The organism is Methylococcales bacterium (assembly GCA_030949405.1).
Classification (GTDB): Bacteria; Pseudomonadota; Gammaproteobacteria; order Methylococcales; family Methylomonadaceae; genus WTBX01.
The window spans coordinates 374,717-400,978 of record JAUZSN010000002.1; the positions used below are offsets into that span (position 1 = coordinate 374,717).

Here is a 26,262-nt window from a genome sequence, read left to right on the forward strand (position 1 = left end):
AATACAGGTACAGAAAGTATTGCTTAGTCGCTTAGGTTTTTATGAAAAACTCGTGAGTGTTAAGGGGGATAGATTTCTGTCGCATAGAAATCTCTAAAATATAAATAAATCAAACACAGATTCTCTTGAGCTCTTTAAATAAATATTAGAAATCATAATCAAAAAATTTACGATGGAAATATTGATTTAGAGGTTTAGTTTGATGTTGTTAATGTAGATTATGATTGTTTACTAGAGAGATTGAATTGGAATAATGGGCTATCAACTTAAGACGGAACAAGTTGAGGTTAAGCCTTGCGCCGTAGTGTTCCACCTTAAGTTAGTAGCCTTTTTTTGTGTTGTCTATACCAATCGCGGAAAGGTTCGCTGCATTATTAGTTTATGAAAAACAAATAAACGGGAGTTAAAATACTATGGATAAAATTTTATTGAACTATGTTGAAAATAATCAATAAACTAAGTGGCTTGTAGATTTTAAAAAGATAGGGTTTCGTAAGGGTCAACCCAGCTTAGGAATAAGGGGTTATTAGATCATTAGATAGACTGAAGCGTCATTTTTTAGCGGCTTATTTATAGAGTTTCGATGTTGATGTGGAATGTAGCGAGTAACTCACAAAATACGTAAGTATTGAGCTATTTTTTTAATGCAGTCTATTTGGCAACATTACGTTTATAACTCAACACAAACGAATTAATTTTAAATTTATTTCTTTATAAATTGATAAATATCGCCAAATCTAGCTTTCAATATCATAATTTTATCTTCTTTTTTGACCAAAGTGAATTTATCAAATTTTCCTGCTCTGCCTAAAATAGAAATTTTTAATTTACCCGCTTCAATTTCATAATTTACAGGTGATTGGTCATAATAACCCCCTTCTCGAGCAATATGTGTAATGGTAACTTTACCATCATTTTTGAAGATCCATGTATCTTCCCGTTTTACTGTTTTTTCTGCGTCCTCAGATTTTTTAGTGTATTCCAAAGCCCATGAACCCTGAATATTTTGATTGGTTAGTGATGTACTTTCGGCAGAGACATGACCGCTGATAAGTAAAGCACTTGATAAAATTGCAGCTACAGTTATTTTTTTCATTTTGTTTATTTAATTAATATTAAGATAACATTAGACTTGTTCTTCTAAATAAAATATATTAAAATCAATTGCTTATATATACTTGATAACATTCACAATCAGTTGATACAGCCTAATAAATAAACTTTAAATTAAATTATTAAAAATAATAAATAAGCTTTATAATAAATTTCTATAAAAAATAAAAATCAAAGTATAACATGAAAATAAAAGAAATTTTACCAAGAATTTATGATGATAGACAGTTAAGAGCTTTAACAGGATTAAAAACAGAACATTTTATTTTACTATTATCTCTATTTGAAAAGACCCTTATTGAAGATCAAAAAGAAAAACATGAAAATAAAGAAAGAAAATACGGTAGTGGTTTAGATAGCACATTAAAAACACCCGCAGACAAATTATTATTTATATTAAATTATATGAAGTGCTATTCTACTTTCGATCACTTAGGGTTTTCTTTTAATATGAATAAATCATGCGCCCATACTCATGTATACAAATTATTTCCAATTTTAATAAAGACGTTAGATATATTTAATGTTTTACCTGCAACAAGTTTTTCAACCCCTGAAGAAATGCAGCAGGCTTTTGGCGGAGTTCAAACATTGATAATAGATGCTACAGAGCGTGCTGTACAACGCCCTAGTGACTATGAAGAACAAAATGAATTTTACAGTGGTAAAAAAACAGCATACAATTAAAAATACCACTATAGCTTCTTTAGGTCATTTAATTTTATATATTGGGGTTAGTTTTCCAGGTAAAAATCATGATTATGGAATGTTTAAAAAGAATTTAATCCAGAATTAAATTGGTTTAGTAATTTTAATATATTTATTGATTTAGGTTATTTGGGGTTTAATAATGAATATAAAACTAATTCGGTAAATATTCCTCATAAAAAACCAAATAAATCTAAGCATAATCCAAACCCAACATTAACAGAAAATCAAAAAAAAGAAAACAAAGAGATGAGTCGTGAAAGAGTCATTGTTGAGCATGTAATCGGTGGAATGAAAAGATATAGATGCCTAGTTGACAAGTTTAGAAATAAAAAAGAAGGTGTAAAAGATTTATTTTCTTTTTTAGCGGCTATCCTATGGAATTTTAACATGATATATTAACTTCTTCTTAAAGAACAAGTCTATTATATAACACCTGTTCTTTAAAGCTTACCTAAACTTACTCACATAAGTTGAGTGTTGTGTTTTATCCCGTTTCTAGCTTTACTTAGTAAGCTAAGCCAGAACTTGAAAGACAATAAGCTAACCCCGTAGAACCGATGGTTTAAAAGCACGAAAGACAAGAAACATTTATATTAAAATATAGCGTTCAACCCCTTTATTTGTTATGCTTTCAACCAATTATATCGAGTTATAAATGAAAATTACAGAACCGTTTATAGCGCATTACCCTTAAGGCAATATCATGAAATTATTAATACGAAACCTTGCACGTACTACGACAGAAAACGTACTTAGAGACATTTTTGAAGCGTATGGCACCGTACAATCCTGCTCTTTAGTTATGGACAAAGACACGAGGCAATCTAAATGTTTTGGTTTTATCGAAATGCCTAAAGTGGGTGAAGCAAAAGCGGCGATAAAAAATATTAACAATAAAGAACTTGAGGGAAGCAAAATTCGTGTGAAAAAAGCAGAACCTGTTTCCAACAAAAATACGGCTAAAATAAAAGACGATGCGTGATAAGTCTGTTCAAGACCCACTGCACGGCGTGACATTAAAAACCATTGTTACCCAGCTCATGGAGGAATATGGCTGGGAAGAATTGGCTAATCGTATTAATATTAAATGTTTTTCCAATAATCCCAGTATTAATTCGAGTCTTAAGTTTTTACGCAAAACTCCGTGGGCTCGGCAAAAAGTTGAGGAGCTTTATTTACATAATAAATGGGGGCTACCAACTTAAGACGGGACATCCAGTAAAATCAACTACTGCACGATTGTTGATTTTCCTCACTTTGTAAATATTGGGGATTTAAAACTGTCCCGCCTTAAGTTGGTAGCCGTTATAACCCATAGCCCTCATTTATTCTAAAAAACCTTCCCCTTCGATGAAAAACATAACTAATAACAATCGCTTTGAATTAACCGAACGCTGCAATAATGATAAAAAAAAATGGAAAATCGTTCACCCTTGGGATGGACGGTTCATCCCCTTGTCATCCGAAGAACTGTTCAAAGAAGCTAAAAAATTAGTCAAACTCTTAGACACATCAAATGCTGATTATATTGTCGGCTTTGCAGAAGGCGGGTTAATTCCAGCCTTTGCGGTTTCAATGGTTTGTGACCTCCCTTTAATTGGCTCTTATCGCGTAAGATGTAAACGCGAACATGAAATGACCTTCACGGAACCTCATTCTGAACGCCCCAACCATTTCATCTACGGTTTGAAACCTAATGATCGTATTATTATTATTGAAGATGAAATTACAACAGGAAATACGTTGATTAACGCAATGGAATGTTTCCAACAGCATGGGGTTGACGTGGTGGATATAGGGACTTTTATTTTAGTTGAAACACCCGAGTCTAAATTGCCTCAAGTAAAAACGAATTGGGATCGTGAGGTTAAATATTTATATTCTTTAGAGGAAGCCTCATTGCCGCATTAAAGCCCATTGCACATGTTCGCTCACTAATTCAGAATGATGTTGTTTCTCTAACAAGGCCGCTTTAGTTATCATCGACGGTTTAGCATTGCCTAACGCAACCGCAATATTACGCAACCAATGTTGATAGCCAATACGCCGAATCGCCGAGCCTTCCATTTTTTTTAAAAATTCGGTTTCGCTCCAGCTAAACGCCTCAACGAGTTGCAAACTATTTAGATTATGACGGGGATTAAAATCGGCTTCTGAGGATAATTTTGCAAAACGATTCCAAGGACAAATAAGCTGACAATCATCACACCCATAAATACGATTACCGATTAAAGGGCGTAATTTTTCAGGAATAGATCCCTTTAATTCAATGGTTAAATAAGAAACACAACGCCGTGCATCCACTTGATAAGGCGCAATAATGGCTTGAGTCGGACAAATATCAAGACAGGCAACACAATGACCACAATGTGAACTGACTTTGCTATCAACAGGTAACGGTAAGTCGGTATAGATTTCACCTAAAAAAAACCATGAACCTGCTTGACGGTTAATTAAATTAGAATGCTTTCCAATCCAACCGAGGCCTGCTTTTTCCGCAATGGCCTTTTCTAAGACAGGCGCACTGTCAACAAAGGCACGATAACCAAAAGGGCCTATTTTCGCCTCTATTTGAGTGGCTAATTTTTGTAAACGCTGGCGTAACAATTTATGATAATCGCGTCCTAACGCATAGCGTGAAATAAAGGCCGTTAGCGGTTGGTTTAAGTGATGCTGTATCATTTTTGGGTTTTCAGGTAAATAATCCATCCGTACCGAAATAATCCGCTGGGTTCCTGATTCCAATAAGGCAGGGCGACTCCGCTTTAAGCCGTGTTTACTCATATAACCCATTTCACCCTGAAACTCGTTGGCCAACCATTGCTGCAAATGCTTTTCAGCCGTTGATAAATCTATATCGCTAATCCCTATTTGCTGAAATCCTAAAGCATGTCCCCATTGTTTAATTAATAAGGTCAGCGACTCAAATTCGTCTGTAGTTTCAATCATCATAAAGTGCCGCCGTAAGCTAATAAATACCGCTAATAACAATAAACAATGTCATAATAAAGCAAGTAATGTTATAAAAATAAAAGGAAGAAATAAAATCATGGCCACTCAAGACCAAACTAAACTAAAAGATGCGGGTATTCAGCAACTTAGTATTAATTATAATACAGCCGAAGATAGGTTGTTATTTAAAATTGGACTCTCTAATGATTGTGAACTTAATGCGTGGCTAACACGTCGTATTGCCCAATCATTAGCGACATTACTCAATAAAACCTCATTAAAAAATACAACGATGGATCATAAATTACCCACTAATAAAAGTTTGCAATTAGAGTCACAGATTACACCCGAACTGTCTAAAAATACGCTCAGTAAAAATTTAGATTTTGCAACCAAATATCAACCTAGAAAACCCATTTATAGTGAGCAAGTTTTTTTAATTAATCGGTGTGACCTTTTAAATTATAATCAAGACTCAATGGCTTTAGAGTTAACCTGCACCAATAAACAAAGCATAAAACTTGCCTTAAACGAAGAATTACTTATGGCTTTAACCAATATGTTACAAATCGCTGCTCGTCAAGCAAACTGGGATATTGTCATAGCCGATTCTTTTTTTATGCAAAATCCTGCAAATACAAGTCATTTATTACATTAAGTTATTTTTATAAACAAGGATTTTTATGGACCCTTTTAATAGCACTAAACAACAAATTCGTTCTGTTATTGAATGGAAAAACCCACATCCTGAGAGTCTTTTTAGCCAATGGACTGATCGGGGCGATGAAATTAAAAAGGCCACCAAACTCATTATTAGTTCGGGACAAGGCTGTATTTTTGTTTATAAAGGAAACGTAAAAGCGGTGATGACTCAACCGTGTCATGTTGACTTACAACAAGATAACCTCTCCTTTTGGACAACGATTAATCACTTTATGCAATTTTTTGAAAGTGAGCATGACGTGGGCCTTTATTTTTTTAAAACCAGTACGCTATTAAATCAAAAATGGGGAACAACATCTGTAATTAACTATAAAGATCCTCAGTATAAAATTCCTATTGGATTACATGCTTTTGGAAATTATAGCTACCGCATTACAGATCCTAATAATTTTTTTACGTACATTATCGGGATACACAGTGATTTTTTTACCGATGATTTTAAAGCAATGATAGCCTCACGAATCATTTATCCTATTTCAAATTTTTTGGCGGAAAGTCGTTTTAGTTATACGGATATTGATGCCAATCATACTGAAATTGCCAAAGAATTAAGTCATAAACTCATTGAGACTTTTGCAAAATTAGGCTTTAAAATAACGGATTTTTATATTGAAGGAACCAGTTTTGATGATAAAACGTTAAAGCAAATTAATCGTATTGCGGAGATAGCCGAAGAAGCTCACGCGGCAGAATTGGTAAGCTTAGATTATGCAAGCATTTTACAGTTAGAAGATCTTCGTGATGCGGCGCGTAATGAAACGGGGTTGGCTGGAATGGGGGTAGGTTTAGGGGCAGATATTGGTTTAGGTGAATCGGTCGCCCAGAAATTTCATTCTCAACAATACTATACAACGCCTGTTCTGGATGATTCTATGATAAAACTTGAAAAATTAAAAAAAATGGTGACCGCCGAATTAATTACCGAAGATGAATATAAAGCTAAAAAACAGCAAATTTTAGAAGACTTTTAAGCAGGAGAAAGGATGTAAATTAAGGACTATTTACCGCTTATAGACATCTCAACGCATCGGGCAAAAAAAACTCACTCACTAATAAAGGCTGTTGCTGAATGGCATAAACCGTTCGTCGTCCGTAAATAACAGGCTCAAGCGTCAATTGCTGTTGTAATGCCTCACTCCAAAGTTTAGTTTTTATACAGCAAATATTCATATCTAAACGCTCTAAATGAGGATAAGAAAAAATAACCTCGCCTAATGGACGCGTCCCTAAATGGGATAAATTACGTTTAGCTATTTGAATCGTACGTTTAGGTAAAATAGTTCGCGCTAAAATTAAAGGTTTATCATCGGCATAAAGCAAGACTTCTCGAATCAAACTGTAACGCGGATAGCGTAAATGTAAGTGTTGCGCTTCACTTAAAAAAGGCGTTTTCCATTGATGAAATAAAATTTTCACTTTCACCGCATCACCATAAAAACAGCGGAGTCGTTGGGTGAGTGAGTGAGCTTCATAGGCCCAAGATTGTACCTTTAAGGGTAATTGTTGACGTATCTGTGAATGATTGGGTTTCCAGTTGGGTTCATCGTTAAATAGAAAACTGTTTGTTCGCAAAATTAAATCTCAGCTTAATCAATAAAAATTTCCCCGCCAACTTTAGATAGGTCATCGCTTGATAACGATGATTTAAAGGGGAAAACCAGCTTCCACAAAATTTAAGTGAAAGCTGACCAGAATGGAAGTCTATTCTCTTTCTAAAAAGAAAAACAAATATTTACATTTTAAAACCATGCTGTTTTTTTCTTGCTGAACAACCCGACATGTTTCATATTTTTCACGTCCTGGTGTGCTTTGCTTTTTAATAACGCCCTCTTCCACGCTGTATTTAAGTTTAATTGACATTTTACCTGTTCTGGAACGGGTATCTGTTGCAGATGTCAATATGGTTCCATCCTTTTTAAAATTCCAACGAATATTCACCTTTTTCTTTTCTTTATGCAGTGCGGGTGATTCGTAGTTTAACTTCCATTTTCCAAGGATAGACGAATTGTCTTCAAGTTTAATATCCTCTGCGGCTTGAGCAAAAGACGCGCTCATTAACAAGGCCAGTAAAGGCAATAATATTTTAGATTTTTTCATAATTTCAATCCTTCATTTAATTTATGAGAGTACACCAACCAGATTATAGCAATTAATCGCATTTTATGAATTTAAAAGTGGGGGTTAAAATGGATTGTTGATAAAATTTAACGTAATCCACCGCGTATTTTTATTTTTCAATAGCGGTTATGGGTTAATTGGAGTATACTCTAAAGGTTCCATTTAAGGGGGCGACTTGGCTTCGACGCGGGTAGCAAAACCTTGAGTGCATGTCAAGCACAGTACCGCTTGTAAAACCTACTGAAATTAAGTATTCGCAAATGACGAAAACTACTCAATGGCTTTAGCAGCTTAAACACTGCTTCCATTCCTTTGGCCGTATGTGCTTATGCGTGCGGGTTCTCACGAACATCCAGAGGTCATCTACATAAGATCGCGGCAAGGCTTAGTTCGGAGCTGGAAGCGTTAAATCCAATCGAAATCGCTGATTATTTTCTTGGCTCGTCGGGTAACAATCAGTTAAATCAAAGCGCGAGATAAACATGTAGAGCTTATGGCAGAGTGCTTGCGGACGCGGGTTCAATTCCCGCCGCCTCCACCAATTAACCAATTGATTTAAAAGGATTTAATCAATTTTGGTTTTAAAAATGGCTGTGAATGTGGCTGTTTTTGGCAGACTTCGTATAAAAATAGTCATCCACAACCTCTTTTCGTTATTTTTAAGCCATATTTCACTTGGCTTTCTTTGCATTATCAGGGCTATTTCTATCCTAATTCGCCTAGTTCCCTGCCCTTTAATTGCTTCATAAACCAATTGCCTTGAAACTTTGTTATTTTTGGCAAAAGTGGTAATTTTTATATGTTTTTTATATAAGCTAGTGTATTCATACATTTATCCAATGCCCCGTTCTTTTACACGTTCGTTTGTATAGGCATTAAGTTTGTTTGCCCCCGCCATAAACTTCCATAATAAATAATCCACAAAAATATCATGATGAGAAGCGTGGTTGGCCGCCTAATTTGTCCTGGTGATGGTTATCATGTCCATAAACCAGTTAACCCAGATGATTTCAAAAAAATCGATGATATTAGTAAAGCGGCAACAGACCTTCCCCCACCTTTAAACAGGGATAGTTCGCAAACGGTAGAAATAAAGCTGACGGCAACAGAAGTTATTTCTGATGTCGCCCCACTGATACCTTTTCATTACTGGACTTTTCATAACACGGTTCCCGGTCCTTTTTTAAGAGTTCGTGTTGGCGATACGATTAAATTAACCCTGCATAATGATAAAACCAGTACTCATAATCACTCCATTGATTTACATGCCGTAACAGGTTCGGGCGGGGGTGCGCCATTGACTGAGGTTGAACCTGGGGAGACTAAGACCATGCAGTTTAAGGCACTTAATCCCGGTCTTTTTATTTATCACTGCGCCTCTGGAAATGCGCCCATGCATATTGCAATGGGAATGTATGGGATGATATTGGTTGAGCCAGAAGCTGGGCTTTCTCCTGTGGATAAGGAATTTTATATTATGCAAGGGGAGCTATATACCAAAGGCATGTTAGGGCAACGAGGTTACCAAGATTTTGATAGTAAGAAAATGCTGAATGAACAACCTGAATATATCTTTTTTAATGGCCGTCCTTGGTTGAAAAAGGTGAATTGACTGCGAAAGTGGGTGAACGAATTCGTTTATTTATGGGGAATGGTGGGGTGAGTAAAATATCTTCTTTTCATTGGATTGGGGAAATTTTTGATTCTGTTTACCCAGAAGCATCTACATCAAAACCGTTGGAAAATGTTCAAACCACATTAGTTCCTGTCGGAGGAGCGACAATGGTTGAGTTGCAATTAGATGTTCCAGGAAACTATGAAACTATATTCTTGTTGACCATGCTTTAAGTCGTGTCGATAGAGGGGCTTGGGGTATTTTGAATGTTACGGGTAAAAAAGATAACGCTATTTATTCACAAGTGAAATAAACAATCGATTTGTAACAACATAAAAAATAAGGTTAGCGTTTTAAATTATGGGAAGGTTCGACCTTCAAGTTCTGCTTGACGAGCAAGCAGGGCTTGTTGGAATGAAAAAAATTATCCCACCTAACCTTAGTCCCCTTATTTTAAGAGTTTATCTTTAAATTTAATGACCATGAGGCACCGCAGTGTGTTTCGACCTTTTTTATTTGAATGACTCTAAACTTAGAGGTGTTCATTAAACCGCGTAATAGCAAAGGCATCAACCGGCAAATCACTCTTTCCATCAAGAATAAGCTGTGCCATGATTTTCCCAATAATCGGCGATAATTGAAAGCCATGTGCCGAAAAACCAAACGCATGATAAATCCCTTCTTCGGTACTTGACGCACTAATAATCGGTAAATTATCAGGCATAAATCCTTCAAGCCCTGCCCATGCCCGTACAATTCGCACTTTTTCTAATTGTGGAAATAAGGCCATTACGGTTTTCGCACTTTCGGATAATTTATTCCAATCCATTTCAGTGCTTTGTTTTTGAAAATTAAGTTTCGCTAAATGCACACCTCCAATAACCAGCGTTCCATTTTGCATTTGTTTAAACGAAAGTTTTCGACTCGCCGCACCGACAACAGGATTAATAAAAGCAGGTAAACGTTCGGTCACCATCATCATTGGTGTTTGTGGTGTCAATGGCACCGCTTCCCCTAATGAGGCGGCAAATTGATTCGCCCATGCCCCCGCGCAATTAATAATAACAGGGGCTTCAAATTCACCTTTTTGACTACGAACCCGCCAAATCCCATTAAATTTATCAAGCCGATAGACTTCATTATCGGTTGAGTAATGGACTCCTAATGATTCTGCTTTATGACGAAAGGCGGTTAACGCATGATAAGGACGGGCGTAACCATCTTCACGACAAACAAGTGCGCCCACGCAATGAGGTGATAGGGCGGGAACATAGTCATAAAGTTCATCTTTGGAAATCATTTCCTCATGCTGATAGCCTAATGAAGCCACTAAAGCCTGTCGTTGTTGTAATTTTTTTAAATCGGCATCATTTTCAGCAACGCGTATTTGACCGGGAAAACAGGTATCACAATCAGAATCAACCAGTTCTTCAATATTACGCCATAGTTTTGCTGCTTCCACGGTTAACGGAATTTCAGCGACATCCCGATTAAGTTGACGTAAGCCGCCCGCATTAACGCCCGATGCGTGGCGACCTGAACTTTCTTTTTCGATAACAATAACCCGTGTCCCTCGCAATGCGAGTTGCAACGCAATAGATGACCCGATTAAGCCCCCGCCTATAATTAATACATCGGTATTCATAGCGTTTCCTTTGACTGTAATTCGGCTAATTGCCCTAATGTAATCGGTGTAATCGGTGGCCTTCCACGATAATTCCCCGCATCGTGTATCGACTTTCCTGTTTCAGCGGCAACAATATGGGTAACGGCATTGGCACATTGCCGCCCTTGGCATGGCCCCATACCACAACGGGTAATAAATTTAACTTGATTGCTTTCTTCATGGCCTTCACGAATTGCTTGACGAATATCACCTGCGGTAATTTCTTCACAACGACACACCAGCGTATCATTATCAGCGACTAATAAATCATCTGAAATAGCAAACCAAGCTTCTAAAAAAGGTCGAATACTCCGTTCTCGTTTTTTCGCTTTTATTGCGCTAACGCTTAATTTATTTCGTTGGGATTTATCTATTTTACCTAACGCATAAACAGCGTGTAGAGCTGAAATTCGACCTGCATATTCAGCCGCCTTTGCACCATTAATTCCCCCGCCATCGCCTGCGATTAAAATGCCATCAAGCCCCGTATTACCCCATTGATCTTGTTTAGGTCGCCAACACTGTTGACTTTTATCCCAACGATGTTCACAGCCAACGCCTTGTGTTAACGAAACATGAGGAATAACCCCAAAATGAGTTAATAATAAATCCGTGGTTAAGGTTTTAAGTTGACCTTTATGTTTAAATTGAATCGCGTTAATTTTATCCTGATCGCCTAACGCCTTTAATTCACTGACTCCCTCTAAAATAGGAATGCCTGCCCGTTTCAATTCCTGTTGAAAAACCAGACCTTTTATTAAATACTGATAAGCTAATAAAGCCCGAGGTAATTTAGGAAGCGCAGTGATATGGTTCGTGAGCGTACTCATATCCAGTAAGGCTTTTATGTATCTACTTTAAATTTCAGGGTAAAACAAATATCAGACCTGCAAACTTTGCGCTTTTTGAGCGATAAGATTCGCCATAGACGGCATTTTGAATTCACCACTAACTCGGTCATAAACATAATGTATCTACTTTAAATCTCAGGGTAAAGATAAAATTTCTAAAATAGATTTGACAACATATCATAAAAGAACGAACATTTACATACTTTGAATATCCACGACCGACAGGCTGAAACTAACGCCATTTATCAAGCAATCGCTCAAATGGAAAGTAGCGAAGCGCAGGATATTGTCAAAAAAATATTCAATCTTATTGAACGCTTAGCCAGTGATAAATTGTCTTTAGAAACTGAATTACAGCAACTTCGTGACGAGGTTAATCGCTTGAAAGGTGAGCAGGGAAAGCCTGATATCAAACCCAATAAAAATAATAAGGGTGATGATATTTCATCCGAAGACGAACGTAAAAAAGCACAAGTTGACGCGCAAAAAGAAACTAATAACGACACTGAAAATACGGACTCGGATAAGAAAAAACGCCGCCGTAAACCCAAGATCCCACGAGTTAAAATCGACCAAACGCTAAAATGCCTACTCGACAAAACTGGCTTGCCTAGCGACTTAGTATCTAAAGGCTTTGCGGAAGTGGTGATTCAAGACATTGTCATCAAAACCAATAATATTAAGTATCTCCGTGAGATTTTTTATTCACCTTCTGAAAATAAGTATTACCGCGCCCAATTGCCTGAAGGCGTTCGAGGTCAGGGCGAATTTGGTATTGGAATTCGTAGCTTGATTCCCATGCTTAAGATGATGGGCGTGACCGAAAAACCCATGGTCGGTTTTTTTGAAAATATTGGCATTGTGGTCTCGCCGACTTATGTTTCTCAGCAATGGACAGGCGGTTATGACTGGGCGCATCAGGAAAAAAGCGAACTTTATCGCAGCGGTATTCTCAACAGTGATTACGGGCAGATTGATGATACCAGTGCGCGAGTCAACGGTGATAACCACTATTGTCAGGTGGTCTGCAACGACTTGTTTACCGCTTATTTCACCACCAAACACAAAAACCGTTTATCGGTTCTGGACGTGCTGACCGATTATGCGCCACGCCATTATATCTACAATCAACAGGCTCAATCCTTGCTTGACGAGTTCAAGTTAGCTGATAAAGCACGGGCAAAAGTTGATGCTCAAATACCTGTCAATACAGTGATGAATGAAGCGCAATTTAAGTTGCACTTAGCGATCTTAAATACCTTAGGCGTAAGACAGGCAACGCATGTCACCGAAGCTTGCGCCATTGCCTATTATCAGCAACAAACGGATTTTCCTGTTATTGAAACCTTGCTTGCAGACGATGCGCCGCAATTCAAATTACTGACGGAACATTTGGGGTTATGCTGGATTCACGATGCTCGCCACTACAAAAAACTCCGTCCAATTCTGGAAATACATCAGCAAGCATTAGCCGATTTTCGAGGGCTCTATTGGGAGTATTATAAGGAGTTGCTTAACTATCAAAAAAATCCCTGCCCCGATAAAAAGGCATGGTTGTTAACGCGATTTGATGAATTGTTTGCAACCACAAGCGATTATGAAGACCTCAATGACCGCATCGCCAAAACACTGGCGAAAAAGACCGAATTATTGCGAGTTTTGGAACTTCCGAAATTACCATTACATAACAATGCAGCCGAACTCGGCGCAAGAAGACAAGCGCGTGCGCGAGACATAAGCTTCCAGACTCGAAATGAGAAAGGCACGAAAATCAAAGACAGTTTTATGAGTCTTGCTGAAACGGCTAAAAAACTAGCCGTGAGTTTTTATGATTATGTTTATGACCGAGTTAGTGGTGAATTCAAAATGCCGTCTATGGCGAATCTTATCGCTCAAAAAGCGCAAAGTTTGCAGGTCTGATATTTGTTTTACCCTGAAATTTAAAGTAGATACCTAAAAGCGTCAATCGGGTCGGGGTAACGGGATTGCGCCCGTTACCTCTCCCACACCACCGTACATGCGGTTTTCCGCATACGGCGGTTGAATCCAGCAACCTAAGTTACTGCAAGATCCGAGGGCGCAAATAACCCATAACGTCTTAAAGTGGAATTGCTTAATACTCTGTGCAAAGCATGACTTTTTGCTATCCGCCATGCACCGCGTGAACTGCCCGCGATTTTCTGCACTCTAGGCGTTGCACCTAGGCGGCGTAAAGCATTCAGTCTGCCTTTCTTTTTATGCCAGCGTAACCAGAAACATTTTCGCATGTGGCGGCGTGTCCAGCCTTGCAACCTTTTGATATTCCAAAGATTTTCAGCCAGTTTAAAATAATTCCACCAGCCAATGCTGTATTGTCTCCATTGCTTCACCAGTTGTTTACTGGTTCGACTTTGCTGTGCATCCCAAAGTTGGCGCACTTTTCCTTTGTATCTTTCGATACTCTTAGGTGAGATTTCTATTTCGGCGTTTTCGTTAATCCGAAAGCCTAAATATTGTCCGTTCCAAGGTCGTCCTGTTCCACTTTTATCTTGATTGACACTGAGTTTTAGGTGCTTTTCTATCCATTGAGTGAGACTTTCCAAGACGCGTTTCGCGCTTCTTTCGCTACCGACATAAATACTCACATCGTCCGCATAACGGCAAAAACTCAACCCGCGCGTTTCCAGTTCTTTGTCCAGTGGGTCTAAATAAATATTCGCTAACAGAGGACTAAGCGGACTGCCTTGCGGCACGCCCTTGCTTCGTCGCTCTACATTGCCATTCAGCATGATGCCTGTTTTCAGGTATTTTCTAATAATAGCCAAAACTTCTGGCTCATCAACTTTCTGACTCATTTGATGCAGTAAAATATCGTGATTTACTTCATCGAAAAATTTGCTAATGTCTATATCGATCACCCAAGTTTTACCTTGTTTGACAAAGGCTTGCGCTTGTTTCACCGCATCATGCGTACTCCGAAACGGTCGATAACCGTAACTTGAGTCACTAAAACCGCTATCAAAAATCGTGGTTAATTCTTGCTGTATCGCTTGCTGAATCACACGGTCTTGCACCGTAGGAATCCCCAACAGCCGTTCGCCCCCATTTGGTTTTGGAATCATCACGCCCAAAACAGGACTTGGAACATACGTTCCCTCGATTAACTTTTCTTCGATTTGCGTTCCATATTGCTCCCAATGCTGCACAGTCTCAAGAATGCTCTTCCTGTCAATTCCTGCCGCGCCTTTATTGCGTTTAACCGCCTCAAAAGCGATGCCAAAACTTAACCAATTGAACATTCTCGCCATCAAACACTTGTTCGTCATTTTCTTTCTCCTTTTTCACCGATTATCTTCGCTTGCACCCCATGGAATTTATTTCTCAAAGAATCCACTTTGATACTGAATTTCCCACCAGTTAGGTAGTTTATTGCACGCAACAACGCCTGCCTGTTTCAAAGTACTGCTCGCTTCCGATTCGCCTCGTTTGGATTAATGAACTAGATTCTTCAGCCCTTCGCTCCACCGCCATTACAGCGGCTTCGACACTACTATGGCATCTGCTGACTTCTTCGATATTCTCATATCAAAGACCTCCCTAGGTAATTGCTAAAACTTTCCGCCCGCGCCGCCAAGCTTTACTTGATGTGTCTTTCGGTAACAGTTGGATTTTGTGTTTAACAGCACACTTATCGCCCACACCCTGCCTCACTGCTTGTTCGTGTTCCTACGGTCGTGCATTTGCTACGCGCTGCTTTCAGGCTGACCTCACGGTTTCCCCCTTGCGTTTCGCTACGGTTGTCGTTACATTCCCCGACTACCTCTTTACAGGTAGCAAGTTTTAGCCCATGCTAGGCACACTGCCTTTTGCTGACGCAAAAGCCCTGCCACTTTTAGCTGCGCGCTGATTTTGGCGTTATGTTCAAGTGGAAAATATGAAAAAAATAGCGTTAGTTACAATTATCGTATTTATTGCTCTGTTAGCAGGTTCTTATTACTATTTTTCTGGCAAAGAATACGTCGTTAGGCTTTCTGAGTCCGACATGCAGAGTAAACTTGAGGCAAAACTACCGCTAACGAAAACCTATTTGTTTATCATTCAAGTAACACTTAAAAATCCTAGAGTTCATCTTGAAAATGGTTCTAGCAGAGTGGATGCAGGATTAGATGTAGTATTTAATATCAATATCAACAAAAGTTCTAAGTCTCTTGCCGGTATACTAGATGTATCTGGGAAAGTTGTCTATTTAGCTGAGAAGGGTCAATTTTTTCTTACAGAACCGATTGTTGAGCATTTAACTATTCAGGGTATTCCTCCTAAATATACAGATAAGACCAATAAAGCCCTTACAAAAGCTTTAGCTGCATATTATAAAAACCATCCTATTTACACTTTGCGTGTAACTGATACAAAACAAGTACTAGCAAAAATGGTACTTAAGAATGTGAGTATTGAGAATCAAGAATTGGTGGTTATACTTGGAATTTAAACATAAGTCGAGTAGCCGCCCCACCTCGCGGCGGGGAAGCCCTCTAAGAACCGTGCGTGCGACTTTCACCGCACACGGCTCAAGCCTTACTAAGCCCCGTTATCCAGAGCCAGCCGTTAAATGTGCCGATACAAAATTCGTATCTGCATCGAGGTTCATCAAGTAATGGACTTGACGATGACAGTTAGGATGTAGCATTACAAGATTGCTCAAAGCATCGCCACCACCGTCACACCGTCTTATAATATGGTGTACATGAATGCTGGTTTCACCCTGAAAACGTATCTACTTTAAATTTCAGGGTAAAACAAATATCAGACCTGCAAACTTTGCGCTTTTTGAGCGATAAGATTCGCCATAGACGGCATTTTGAATTCACCACTAACTCGGTCATAAACATAATCATAAAAACTCACGGCTAGTTTTTTAGCCGTTTCAGCAAGACTCATAAAACTGTCTTTGATTTTCGTGCCTTTCTCATTTCGAGTCTGGAAGCTTATGTCTCGCGCACGCGCTTGTCTTCTTGATTCATCACTGTATTGACAGGTATTTGAGCATCAACTTTTACCCGCGCTTTATCAGCTAACTTGAACTCGTCAAGCAAGGATTGAGCTTGTTGATTGTAGATATAATGGCGTGGCGCATAATCGGTCAGCACGTCCAGAACCGATAAACGGTCTTTGTTTTTAGGGGTGAAATAAGCGGTAAACAAGTCATTGCAGACCACCTGACAATAGTGGTTATCACCGTTGACTCGCGCACTGGTATCATCAATATGACCGTATCACTGTTGAGAATACCGCTGCGATAAAGCTCGCTTTTTTCCTGAGACTTAAGCATGGGAATTAAGCTACGAAAAAGCCTTTAGATACTAAGTCGCTAGGCAAGCCAGTTTTGTCGAGTAGGCATTTTAGCGTTTGGTCGATTTTAACTCGTGGGATCTTGGGTTTACGGCGGCGTTTTTTCTTATCCGAGTCCGTATTTTCAGTGTCGTTATTAGTTTCTTTTTGCGCGTCAACTTGTGCTTTTTTACGTTCGTCTTCGGATGAAATATCATCACCCTTATTATTTTTATTGGGTTTGATATCAGGCTTTCCCTGCTCACCTTTCAAGCGATTAACCTCGTCACGAAGTTGCTGTAATTCAGTTTCTAAAGACAATTTATCACTGGCTAAGCGTTCAATAAGATTGAATATTTTTTTGACAATATCCTGCGCTTCGCTACTTTCCATTTGAGCGATTGCTTGATAAATGGCGTTAGTTTCAGCCTGTAGGTCGTGGATATTCAAAGTATGTAACTGTTCGTTCTTTTATGATATGTTGTCAAATCTATTTTAGAAATTTTATCTTTACCCTGAGATTTAAAGTAGATACAATATATTGATGCTAATTGGCAACTTTATGATTCTAAAACCTATTTAGATCGTATTTTTCGTCATTGTATGATGGTAACTATTATTAATAATGGATCCATTAAAAAACTGAGTTGGCGGGAGTTTATATTTCGCCTTAAGAAACTTGATAAGCCTATTTTAGGTTTAGTTTTACATGTTTTTTGGCAGCAGGGTGTGATTTTAAAAACACGCACTCTTTTTTGGAACTATTTTTTAAATTAATGATTAAAAAACCTAACGTTATTATTCCTTTTTTACTTAACTGTGATTTTTTTGAAGATTTAGATGAACATCGTTGTCATATTAAAAAGCAAATGCAACCTTTTACTTAACCGTGCCGTTGAATTTAAAATTTTATGCTTTACTTGTTAACCCCCCACGCTCTTGATTACTCGGTTTTAAAGATTTATTTTTGACTCTATTTATTCAGGTTTATTTTTAGCGTTTACTGAAGTAACCCATTTAGGCTACCAACTTAAGGCGGGACAGTTTTAAATCCCCAATATTTACAAAGTGAGGAAAATCAACAATCGTGCAGTAGTTGATTTTACTGGATGTCCCGTCTTAAGTTGGTAGCCTTGAAAAGTCATTGGGGATAAGAAGAGGGCAGGATAATTAAAGTTAGTCGATTTTGGACTGGGAAGCCCAAAATCTATCACGAAACAGTATTTTTATTTTATAGTGGGCATAACGTGTATTAATTGCTCACCTAAAAACGTTTTTAAAGGTTGAAAAGGAATTTTTTCTACCATTTCATTTGCAAAAGCGAGCGTTAAAACAGTCTTCGCCGTTTCAATATCAAGCCCGCGTGATTGCAAATAAAAAATAGATTTTTCATCTAATTGCCCAATCGTTACCCCATGCGCACATTTGACATCATCGGCATAAATTTCTAATTGCGGTTTAGTGTCAATTTCAGCTTCATTCGATAATAATAAATTACGATTATTCATCTCTGAATCGGTTTTTTGAGCATCCTCAATCACCACAACACGCCCTTGAAAAACGCCGCGAGCGCGATTATCTAAAATTCCTTTATAAAATTCACGACTAATTCCTTCAGGTTTTAGGTGATTAATCCGCGTGTGATTATCAATATGTTGCCGTTTTACTCCTAAATATAAACCGTTTAACAAACATTCAGAGGCCGTTTCCAAATCAGTATGCAGGTCATTTCGAGCTAATAAACTTCCAAATGCAAAATTATGATGCTGAAAACGACTACGGGGCTGTTGTTTAATATAATTCCCCCCAAAATGATAGGCTTTATTGGCTTCTATTTGTACTTTATAAAGGGTTAAATCCGCATTTTCACCGATAAAAATTTCATTAACAGCCGTGGTTAAGTAAGTATCACACCCTATAAAGGTCTCAATAACCTGTGCTTCGGCATCATCATTTAAAACAATAATATTACGTGTCGTAGCCAAACAGTTCGCCGTGAAAACAAAATTTATGATTTGTATGGGTTTGCTTAGCTGATGTTTTGAGGGAATATTTAAATAAAATCCATCTATAAACCAAGCGGTATTAAAGGCGATAAAATTATGTTCTTCAGTATTAACCGCTTGCCCTAAATAAGGAGCCAATGTTTCAGGATTTGTTTTTAAACGCTCGGCAATACTGTCTAATTCAACCCCGTGATCTAGGCCCTCTAATTGCGAATGCTCTGAGGAAAAGTGACCATCAATCAACACCACTTGCCACGTATTATCAAGCGCGTGGGTTTTTAATAAGGTCTCACTAATAGCATCGCTGGGGGCGGCAGGTTTAAAGGATTTTTTTTCTAAAGCCGAAAGATTAGTATAACGCCATTCTTCTTCATGCGTTTTGGGAAAGCCTGTTTCTGAAAATCGAGCAAACGCGTCACTGCGTAATGAATTTAACCACGTAACGGATTTGCCTGATAAATTCTGAGCAGCCTCTGAATAATCATCACTGTAATGGGTTGCAAGTTCTGTACTCATTAAACTATCGCCTGCTGATCTAACCAACTATAGCCTTTTTCTTCTAATTCTAAGGCCAATTCCGCCCCGCCCGATTTAACAATCTGTCCATCGGCTAAAACATGGACAAAATCAGGTTTAATATAATCTAATAAACGTTGATAATGGGTAATCATGACAAAGGCTCGGTTTTCTGAGCGCAGTGAGTTAACGCCATCGGCAACAATTTTTAAGGCATCAATATCTAAGCCTGAATCGGTTTCATCTAAAATACACAGTTTGGGTTCCATGACGGCCATTTGTAAAATTTCATTCCGCTTTTTTTCACCGCCTGAAAAACCTTCATTAACCGCCCGATAAAGAAATTTTTCATCCATGTCTAAGAGGCGAATTTTTTCTTTAACCCACGTTAAAAAATCCATTGCATCAATTTCATCTTGGCCCTTATGTTTGCGCACTGCATTTAAGGCCGCTTTCAATAAATAAATATTACTGACCCCAGGAATTTCAATGGGGTACTGAAAGGCTAAAAATACGCCTTCCCGCGCTCTCATTTCAGGGGCTAAATCTAATAAATCTTTATTTTCATACGTAACCGAACCTTTTGTAATGGTATAACCGTCTTTACCTGAAAGAATGTGCGACAAGGTACTTTTACCTGCGCCATTAGGCCCCATAATGGCATGAACCTCGCCTGCTTTGACCTCTAAATTAAGACCTTTGAGAATTTCTTTATCGCCAACATTGACGGTTAAATTTTTAATACTGAGCATGAAGTTTCCAATTTTTTGTAACCAGTGTTTAGGTTTTAATACCTTATAAACCCTAGTTTTCATAGGCTTAATAGCCATACGATGTGAGAGTAAACCCCTAATTATTACACAGTTCGTAAAAAAAAACTCCTTTACTTTATTTGGTTTAGAGCGGGGTTTAATTTAATGAATTAAAATTAGGGTTTAATTTTTTTAAAGGGCAATTACCCGATAAAAATTCAAACAAAAATTATCCGATGTTTTTTACTCATACTCACTTTACAGCGTTAATCCACATCAATCTGCTCTTGGTACTTTTTTTCACTAGAATTTAAAATAAGAGAACTGTATTGATATTGTAATTTTGAACCTATTTGTTGCTTGATGGCCGCTAAAAAATCATCTTTTCCCCTGATGGGTTTAGAGCTAATGCTTTTGAAAAATTGGAACAACGTGGTGAGAATTGACACCCCAATGGTGTCATTCTCATGATTGTTAAGTGGAACCGAAAGAAAGGAAGTCGAGTGATAATTATTTAATGAATCAAATTTTTTCGGGCCTGAAAAATCAAATAAATCACTTTTAGCGTAAACATCGGCAACATTTACCGTCGTTTTTTTATGATAAGAATAACTTACAATGTTAGCTAGGTTAGGCGAACCGTCTTTATTATACAAAGGGATAGGAGGAATATTAATTACATTTCCATGCTTTCCGCCTAACCTAATATTCAGTGAATCCGAATGAACTATTTCCACTTTAATACTATTTTCTTGTATCCTGTATAGCGTTGCACCATCTGTATTAGCAATAGATCTCGCACCTTCTAAAATCAATTCTAGTAATTGATCCGTTGTCATCTTTGACGAAAGTGCAATACCAATTTCTATAAGCTTTTCAAGTTGTTTGATGATACGATAATCAGACATTGAAACAAGGGGGTTTTTGTGATGAAGAAGGCAAATTGTAACGATTCACTTCACGATATAAAAGAAAAATTTATACTACCTTGCTTAAATAATATTTTTTAAAAAATAGTGTCAATTTATGGCGACACCTTATGACCCCTTAATTATTTATTACAACGTAAAAAATAGGACTATAAACAGGATTCCTTGTGAAAGATGACCCAGAAACACGCATAAATTTAATGTCTATGCTAGAAGACCTTGAAAAAAATCTAGATGATGTCTTTGAAGAAGAAAAGCTTTTTGAAAATCGAGTGGCTAAAAAGCATCTTGAAATCGAGAAAGCGTTACTGAGCGATGTCCGTTTTAACCTTAAAACTAAAAAAGACAACTCTTAAAGTGATGTCTTTATCTATCGTCAATTAAACGCAACAATGGATATAAAAAATTTAGAAGATTTAGTTTTAACCGATTTAGATATATTTGTTTTTTCGATCAATTTACTCATTTTTTTGGGTTCACGTCGTATTATCCTTCTTTTTGATTCAAATAATGATGAAGGGACTTCAAGTACAAAGCTTTGGGCCTTAAGGGTTATTAACCTCATTTTATTCGGCTTATATTTTATTGCTTTTTTTGATGCCGAATACACCCGACAAATATCACTCACAGGATTAACTTTTTTAATTGGTTTTATTTTAACGCAACTATTACTCTTGTTTATAGTGCATAAATTTGGACGAATTAAAGAAATTGATGATAAAAAATATCATGCTGAAACCTATCAGTCAGAAATATTTAGTTTGTTAGTTGTTTTTCTTGCCCTCTTTATTTCGATATTAATTAATATTCATATCTGGAATATGACCAGTTGGTTACAAGCAACGAGTGTTTTAGGGGGCATTATTATTTTTGATTTACTCAACAAAAGAAGTCTGGGCCGCCGATAATATTAGTGGGCTAATGTTGCTTTATAATGGCGATGTTGAACCAGGCAGTGTGGTTAGAATTACTGAGCTTGATTTATTAGCCATTGTTATTCAAACAACGTTAAGCCAGACATCCTTTCGTGATTTAGCAACCCGCCATAAGGTGTTATTACCCAATTCAAGATTACGCAACTCTAAAATAGAAGTCCTCACGCAATGTTCAAATGCTGGATTACGACAATATGTTGATTTTAAAATTGCTTATGGTTTTGAAAGTACGCGCATTGAACAGTTTTTAATTCAAGTTTGGCATAATGCCTGTGAAGTAGAAACCGCCATTAATAGTGATCGACCTGCAAGTATTAAATTAATGGAAACAGGGGATTATGCGGTTAGGTGGCGTTTAGTGTATATCTTAAAAAACGTTCATAAACTAATTGATGCCCAGTGTATGATTAACCGTGCTGCGTATGATTTGTCGTTAATTGAAAAGATTGGTTTAGACACCCCTTTACAACATAAAGTGAATTTAAACAAAAAGAAGTGAAGGCTTTTACTCGGATCTTTATTAAGAACAGACTAAAAGCCTCCCTGCCTTTGTGTTTAGTTTTACGTTGATAACGTGTTTTATCTTTAAAAACCTGCGCTTTATTAAAATGATGGGCATATTTTGCAACGGGATTTTTTACGACGGGTAAGCTCAAATCCTGTTTCTTTTTACGATTTTTTTTCATCCTCTTCTCCTAATTAAATTACCTTTCCATTGTAAAGCGTTATGACCTTAAAAGTACATTTTTTACCTGTTGTCGTTGCCGTTATTAAAGATAAACAAGGGCGTGTTTTAATTGCCAAACGTGCCGATGAGGCTCATCAAGGCGGATTATGGGAGTTTCCAGGGGGTAAGATTGAAGCGGGTGAAACGGTTGTAACCGCGCTTAAACGTGAATTATCCGAAGAACTAGGGATTAATTTAAAGACCGCTAACCCTTTAATTAAAATTAAACATCACTATGCTGATTTATCCGTTATTCTTGATGTTTGGGAAATTAATGATTTTTCAGGAACTGCGTATGGTAAAGAAGGTCAGCAGGTAAAATGGGTTTCTTTGGATACTTTATCTCAATATGATTTTCCGGCGGCGAATAAGGCCATTATAACGGCGGCAAAATTACCCCATTGTTATGCTATTTTAGATGACAGTGATCGAATGCCTTTATTACCTAAATTGGATAAAATACTGTCTAATGGGGTTAAGTTGATTCAAATGCGTTTGAAAATCTCGACTGAAAAAGAAATTGAGCAGTTTTTGAATAAAGCGAGGCCTTTATGTCAGCAATATCAAGCAGAGATACTGATTAATTCTGCGGTGGTTAATGAGAAGGCTATTGAACGTCAGGGTTTACATTTAACCAGTACAGATTTAATGGCATTAAAAAGTCGTCCTAATAATTCAGGTTGGCTTGCAGCTTCGTGTCATAACCGTTTACAGTTACAGCAGGCTGAGAAGATTGGCGTTGATTTTGTGGTTCTCGCGCCTATTTTACCGACACCCACGCATCCTGATACGCAAGCTTTAGGGTGGGATGTGGCTTTAAAGCTTGTTGAAGATGTTTCTATTCCTGTATTTGCTTTAGGTGGGGTGAGTTTTGATGATCTACACGTGGCTCAAGAAAAAGGAATGCACGGAATAGCGGGTATTAGAGCTTTTTTATAAGATTTTAAGGTATCAAGATAATGATGAGTAATGTAACCGAACCTGAATGTCAAGACCCGCTTCTTGTCGGTATATAATCATACGGTTCCTGACATACCACTCAATTCAATAAGACTACTATGAAACTCAGTAACCCTTTCAAAAATAGACTTTCCAGTATCGTTTATTTTTGCTGAAGGGCTAGTTATATCTAACCGAACTAATCGTGATTTAATTGCCATTCGCCCATAAAAAAAACGCCAACGTTGAGAATTTATTTGGGAGGCAAACCAAACTAAATCATTAAAACTCATTTTATACTTTGGAATCAGCACCCTTACAGCACTTCCACCGTTCCCACGAGCCATAAATGGCCATGGCTGTACATATGCTTGCCCAAAAGCTGTAACTGTTATAGCCCCTGATGGGAATATCTCATTCTCTTCAGCCTCTACCAGCCTAATTATACTATTTGTTAAATCCCCGCTTGAAATATATGGAGTAATCCCTTCAATATAATTCTTCTCTCCACTAGACTTACCATTTAGAACATCGAAAAATTTAGAAACCGCTAAAGTTTTACCTAAAGGATAATCCGTTAAATCGCCCCACCCCCCCCCCCCGAAATCACCAAGCACAACATCAACTAGATCAGGTATAGCAGTAACTGCACGATATATAGAAAACCTTACATTATCCTCATGTTTTTTTATAATTTTTTTTCTGTTTCTATTGGTTGAGAAAGCCACTGCTGCGGACTCCACTCATTACCTTCTAAAATTAACTTCGATATTATACTTATTGAATTGTCATTTTCTACTGCATTTCCTAGCATCACAGATTTAAAGGCTTCTTCTGTAACAGGAAGTTGAGAACCACTTATTTCAACTCTTCTTCCTTTTAATTTTTCATAACCATCATTATCTATTCTCGACATCAAAACGTTATCATCCATCCTTTGTGGGATATGTGCCTTTGCTATTAAAATTGAAGTGGGGGCAGCTGTGGGATAAAACAAATCCTCAGGTAAGCTGATCATAGCTAGTACAGTGTGATTACGCGTAAACTCTCTACGCCAACTTTTGTTATCATCATCAGCGAAAATCCCAGCTTTAACTACTACTGCAATTAACCCTTCTGGAACAAGAGCATTCATAGACGCATCAATAAAGTCACGTTCAGGTTCACCATCTTGAGAAAAAGGCGGATTTAGAAATGCTTTTTGAAAACTATCTTGAACTGCATTTTTTGAACTCTGCTCTAAACAGCTTTTATTTTCAATATGACTTTTACCATCCCCTCTAAAAAACATATTTAACGTAGCTAATGCCCATATAGTCGGGTTTGTATCAAACCCATAAAGATCTCTTTTTACTTTTTGTATTGCTCGGGGGCCATGAGCACCTGACATCATTTTATCAAATGCAGCAACTAAAAACCCTCCTGTTCCACAAGTTATATCTATTACTTTATCCGTTGATTTTGCATCAATGAGTTCTACACAAAAACGTGTGATGTGCCTTGGCGTAAATACAATACCTAATGCATTATTATCATATCCATACCGCAGAAATGCCTCATAAAATAAACCTAAAAAATCTGTATCTGTTTGAAGTACAGATTTAATATTCAAGCTTTTTAGTAAATGAACAACCTTCGCAATTTGCGGACTCAAACGATCATAGTCAGCACCTAGTAATTTTAAACTTTCTTCCAGTCTAGGTTTCTTTTCTTCAGATAAATCAACTGATTCATCTATGGCTTCTTTAATTAAACTGTTAATACTCACAAGTGAAGCACCTTCAGATATATTTATTTCACCTTGATACATAGCTAAAGAAATAGCTCCAATTACCTTAGGTCGTAAAGGAGCTTCTACTCGTGCAGCTCTAAGAATTTTACTCAACTCTATTGCTGCATCTATAAACTCTGAAACACCAGGAACATCAACTTCAGTTGTTGCATCATTTGCAGCCAAAGCTACTTCAATTTCTCTTCTCGTGGGAATTGTTGTTATTTCGTAACCACGAGATAATAATGGCTTCCACTCACCATCCTTTAGGTATTTTACTTCTACAGCAAAACCATGATTCTCTTCACCAGCAGCCCCAACGGCAAATTTAACACTATAAGAAGAGTTTTTGTTAATAGTATTTGCATACTCAACAGCCTCATCAATAGCTTGCTGTATTTTATCGGAAGTGTTTTTAGCTTCAATTACAACTGTGGGGATCCCAGACTTTACCAAAACAAAATCAGGTCTTTCAAGCTTAAGTCCAATATCAGGAAAATAATCTATAATTTCCTGCTCTTCAAGTATTTCTCCACCTTGACTTGGATGCCCTAATTTCCACCCTCGTTTTTGTGCTTGTGACCTTAAATAATACCTAGCACGGCTTTCTGCTCTCTTTTTACTCATTATT

32 protein-coding genes and 1 other RNA gene are annotated in these 26,262 nt (G+C 37.5%); 17 read left to right on the forward strand and 16 right to left on the reverse strand.

Translation table 11 applies throughout. The features are described 5' to 3' along the window. Positions 1-703: 703 nt before the first annotated feature. A complete protein-coding gene (locus Q9M50_02060) occupies positions 704-1,096 on the reverse strand; it encodes a hypothetical protein (GenBank protein MDQ7089417.1) in 393 nt (130 codons plus the stop codon). 200 nt (positions 1,097-1,296) lie between these two features. On the opposite strand from Q9M50_02060, the gene Q9M50_02065 reads away from it, so the two are divergent. The 5 genes from Q9M50_02065 to Q9M50_02085 all read left to right on the forward strand — a co-directional run bounded on the left by Q9M50_02065 (position 1,297) and on the right by Q9M50_02085 (position 3,735). Next, positions 1,297-1,800, forward strand: coding sequence for a transposase family protein (locus Q9M50_02065; protein MDQ7089418.1), 504 nt, complete (start codon positions 1,297-1,299; stop codon positions 1,798-1,800). A gap of 150 nt (positions 1,801-1,950) precedes the next feature. Beyond that, complete coding sequence (locus tag Q9M50_02070; GenBank protein MDQ7089419.1) at positions 1,951-2,223, forward strand: transposase family protein; 273 nt, start codon at positions 1,951-1,953, stop codon at positions 2,221-2,223. Positions 2,224-2,527: 304 nt separating this feature from the next. Further along, complete coding sequence (locus tag Q9M50_02075; GenBank protein MDQ7089420.1) at positions 2,528-2,806, forward strand: RNA-binding protein; 279 nt, start codon at positions 2,528-2,530, stop codon at positions 2,804-2,806. Beyond that, complete coding sequence (locus Q9M50_02080; protein ID MDQ7089421.1) at positions 2,799-3,029, forward strand: VF530 family protein; 231 nt, start codon at positions 2,799-2,801, stop codon at positions 3,027-3,029. Before Q9M50_02075 ends, Q9M50_02080 begins: the two co-directional genes overlap by 8 nt. Before the next feature lie 145 nt (positions 3,030-3,174). Continuing rightward, positions 3,175-3,735 (forward strand): phosphoribosyltransferase domain-containing protein, encoded by a 561-nt coding sequence (locus Q9M50_02085; protein MDQ7089422.1) that lies wholly within the window; start codon positions 3,175-3,177, stop codon positions 3,733-3,735. On the opposite strand, the gene queG is transcribed toward Q9M50_02085, so the two are convergent. After that, a complete protein-coding gene (gene queG / locus Q9M50_02090) occupies positions 3,721-4,773 on the reverse strand; it encodes a tRNA epoxyqueuosine(34) reductase QueG (protein MDQ7089423.1) in 1,053 nt (350 codons plus the stop codon). The genes Q9M50_02085 and queG overlap by 15 nt on opposite strands. A 100-nt stretch (positions 4,774-4,873) precedes the next feature. Here queG and Q9M50_02095 point away from each other — a divergent pair, with 100 nt between their 5' ends. Both Q9M50_02095 and Q9M50_02100 read left to right on the forward strand, forming a co-directional pair. After that, complete coding sequence (locus Q9M50_02095; protein MDQ7089424.1) at positions 4,874-5,434, forward strand: hypothetical protein; 561 nt, start codon at positions 4,874-4,876, stop codon at positions 5,432-5,434. Between the two features lie 25 nt (positions 5,435-5,459). Next, the gene (locus Q9M50_02100) at positions 5,460-6,470 is read left to right on the forward strand and encodes an SPFH domain-containing protein (protein ID MDQ7089425.1); all 1,011 of its coding nucleotides are present in this window, start codon (positions 5,460-5,462) and stop codon (positions 6,468-6,470) included. 37 nt (positions 6,471-6,507) lie between these two features. Here the strand turns inward: Q9M50_02100 and Q9M50_02105 are convergent, their stop codons facing one another. Together Q9M50_02105 and Q9M50_02110 are read right to left on the reverse strand one after the other, a co-directional pair. Next, positions 6,508-7,071: a chorismate lyase gene (locus Q9M50_02105; protein ID MDQ7089426.1), complete on the reverse strand. Its 564-nt coding sequence runs from the start codon at positions 7,069-7,071 to the stop codon at positions 6,508-6,510. A gap of 129 nt (positions 7,072-7,200) precedes the next feature. Then, positions 7,201-7,596, reverse strand: a complete 396-nt coding sequence (locus tag Q9M50_02110; GenBank protein ID MDQ7089427.1) for a hypothetical protein — start codon at positions 7,594-7,596, stop codon at positions 7,201-7,203. 187 nt (positions 7,597-7,783) lie between these two features. Here Q9M50_02110 and ssrA point away from each other — a divergent pair. Further along, positions 7,784-8,158: a transfer-messenger RNA gene (gene ssrA / locus Q9M50_02115) on the forward strand. A gap of 24 nt (positions 8,159-8,182) precedes the next feature. On the opposite strand, the gene Q9M50_02120 is transcribed toward ssrA, so the two are convergent. Next, positions 8,183-8,449, reverse strand: coding sequence for a hypothetical protein (locus Q9M50_02120; GenBank protein MDQ7089428.1), 267 nt, complete (start codon positions 8,447-8,449; stop codon positions 8,183-8,185). Between the two features lie 99 nt (positions 8,450-8,548). On the opposite strand from Q9M50_02120, the gene Q9M50_02125 reads away from it, so the two are divergent. Together Q9M50_02125 and Q9M50_02130 are read left to right on the forward strand one after the other, a co-directional pair. Continuing rightward, a complete protein-coding gene (locus Q9M50_02125) occupies positions 8,549-9,229 on the forward strand; it encodes a multicopper oxidase domain-containing protein (protein MDQ7089429.1) in 681 nt (226 codons plus the stop codon). Next, positions 9,226-9,465, forward strand: a complete 240-nt coding sequence (locus Q9M50_02130) for a hypothetical protein (GenBank protein MDQ7089430.1) — start codon at positions 9,226-9,228, stop codon at positions 9,463-9,465. Before Q9M50_02125 ends, Q9M50_02130 begins: the two co-directional genes overlap by 4 nt. A gap of 299 nt (positions 9,466-9,764) precedes the next feature. Here the strand turns inward: Q9M50_02130 and Q9M50_02135 are convergent, their stop codons facing one another. Next, positions 9,765-10,877 carry an FAD-dependent oxidoreductase gene (locus Q9M50_02135; GenBank protein MDQ7089431.1) on the reverse strand — a complete coding sequence of 371 codons (1,113 nt, stop codon included), beginning with the start codon at positions 10,875-10,877 and terminating at the stop codon, positions 9,765-9,767. After that, positions 10,874-11,728: a (2Fe-2S)-binding protein gene (locus Q9M50_02140; GenBank protein ID MDQ7089432.1), complete on the reverse strand. Its 855-nt coding sequence runs from the start codon at positions 11,726-11,728 to the stop codon at positions 10,874-10,876. Before Q9M50_02140 ends, Q9M50_02135 begins: the two co-directional genes overlap by 4 nt. 225 nt (positions 11,729-11,953) lie before the next feature. Between Q9M50_02140 and Q9M50_02145 the strand changes: the two genes are divergently transcribed. Then, positions 11,954-13,669 (forward strand): transposase, encoded by a 1,716-nt coding sequence (locus Q9M50_02145; GenBank protein ID MDQ7089433.1) that lies wholly within the window; start codon positions 11,954-11,956, stop codon positions 13,667-13,669. A 134-nt stretch (positions 13,670-13,803) separates the two neighbouring features. Here Q9M50_02145 and ltrA read toward each other — a convergent pair whose 3' ends face one another. Then, positions 13,804-15,054, reverse strand: a complete 1,251-nt coding sequence (gene ltrA, locus Q9M50_02150; protein ID MDQ7089434.1) for a group II intron reverse transcriptase/maturase — start codon at positions 15,052-15,054, stop codon at positions 13,804-13,806. A gap of 608 nt (positions 15,055-15,662) precedes the next feature. On the opposite strand from ltrA, the gene Q9M50_02155 reads away from it, so the two are divergent. Together Q9M50_02155 and Q9M50_02160 are read left to right on the forward strand one after the other, a co-directional pair. After that, a complete protein-coding gene (locus tag Q9M50_02155; GenBank protein MDQ7089435.1) occupies positions 15,663-16,217 on the forward strand; it encodes a DUF1439 domain-containing protein in 555 nt (184 codons plus the stop codon). 56 nt (positions 16,218-16,273) lie between these two features. After that, positions 16,274-16,405: a hypothetical protein gene (locus tag Q9M50_02160; GenBank protein MDQ7089436.1), complete on the forward strand. Its 132-nt coding sequence runs from the start codon at positions 16,274-16,276 to the stop codon at positions 16,403-16,405. A 126-nt stretch (positions 16,406-16,531) separates the two neighbouring features. Here the strand turns inward: Q9M50_02160 and Q9M50_02165 are convergent, their stop codons facing one another. The 6 genes from Q9M50_02165 to Q9M50_02190 form a co-directional block, all read right to left on the reverse strand. After that, positions 16,532-16,666: a hypothetical protein gene (locus Q9M50_02165; GenBank protein ID MDQ7089437.1), complete on the reverse strand. Its 135-nt coding sequence runs from the start codon at positions 16,664-16,666 to the stop codon at positions 16,532-16,534. A 47-nt stretch (positions 16,667-16,713) separates the two neighbouring features. Further along, on the reverse strand, positions 16,714-16,944 hold the full coding sequence (locus tag Q9M50_02170) for a hypothetical protein (protein MDQ7089438.1): 231 nt from the start codon (positions 16,942-16,944) through the stop codon (positions 16,714-16,716). Between the two features lie 118 nt (positions 16,945-17,062). Beyond that, positions 17,063-17,506, reverse strand: a complete 444-nt coding sequence (locus tag Q9M50_02175) for a hypothetical protein (GenBank protein MDQ7089439.1) — start codon at positions 17,504-17,506, stop codon at positions 17,063-17,065. Between the two features lie 776 nt (positions 17,507-18,282). Continuing rightward, positions 18,283-19,578: a Fe-S cluster assembly protein SufD gene (gene sufD, locus Q9M50_02180; protein MDQ7089440.1), complete on the reverse strand. Its 1,296-nt coding sequence runs from the start codon at positions 19,576-19,578 to the stop codon at positions 18,283-18,285. Next, complete coding sequence (sufC, locus tag Q9M50_02185; GenBank protein ID MDQ7089441.1) at positions 19,578-20,330, reverse strand: Fe-S cluster assembly ATPase SufC; 753 nt, start codon at positions 20,328-20,330, stop codon at positions 19,578-19,580. Before sufC ends, sufD begins: the two co-directional genes overlap by 1 nt. A gap of 266 nt (positions 20,331-20,596) precedes the next feature. Then, the gene (locus Q9M50_02190; protein ID MDQ7089442.1) at positions 20,597-21,238 is read right to left on the reverse strand and encodes a GAF domain-containing protein; all 642 of its coding nucleotides are present in this window, start codon (positions 21,236-21,238) and stop codon (positions 20,597-20,599) included. Positions 21,239-21,426: 188 nt separating this feature from the next. Between Q9M50_02190 and Q9M50_02195 the strand changes: the two genes are divergently transcribed. From Q9M50_02195 to Q9M50_02210, 4 genes are all read left to right on the forward strand, one after another. Next, on the forward strand, positions 21,427-21,615 hold the full coding sequence (locus Q9M50_02195; protein MDQ7089443.1) for a hypothetical protein: 189 nt from the start codon (positions 21,427-21,429) through the stop codon (positions 21,613-21,615). A 36-nt stretch (positions 21,616-21,651) separates the two neighbouring features. After that, entirely contained in the window at positions 21,652-22,167 is a 516-nt protein-coding gene (locus tag Q9M50_02200; GenBank protein ID MDQ7089444.1) for a hypothetical protein, read from the forward strand. Then, complete coding sequence (locus Q9M50_02205; GenBank protein ID MDQ7089445.1) at positions 22,130-22,693, forward strand: mechanosensitive ion channel; 564 nt, start codon at positions 22,130-22,132, stop codon at positions 22,691-22,693. The genes Q9M50_02200 and Q9M50_02205 overlap by 38 nt, the downstream gene beginning before the upstream one ends. A 228-nt stretch (positions 22,694-22,921) precedes the next feature. Further along, entirely contained in the window at positions 22,922-23,860 is a 939-nt protein-coding gene (locus Q9M50_02210) for a Nudix family hydrolase (protein ID MDQ7089446.1), read from the forward strand. 77 nt (positions 23,861-23,937) lie between these two features. On the opposite strand, the gene Q9M50_02215 is transcribed toward Q9M50_02210, so the two are convergent. Continuing rightward, positions 23,938-24,588, reverse strand: a complete 651-nt coding sequence (locus Q9M50_02215) for a hypothetical protein (protein ID MDQ7089447.1) — start codon at positions 24,586-24,588, stop codon at positions 23,938-23,940. Next, positions 24,549-26,258, reverse strand: coding sequence for an N-6 DNA methylase (locus Q9M50_02220; GenBank protein MDQ7089448.1), 1,710 nt, complete (start codon positions 26,256-26,258; stop codon positions 24,549-24,551). Before Q9M50_02220 ends, Q9M50_02215 begins: the two co-directional genes overlap by 40 nt. Positions 26,259-26,262: the final 4 nt, after the last annotated feature.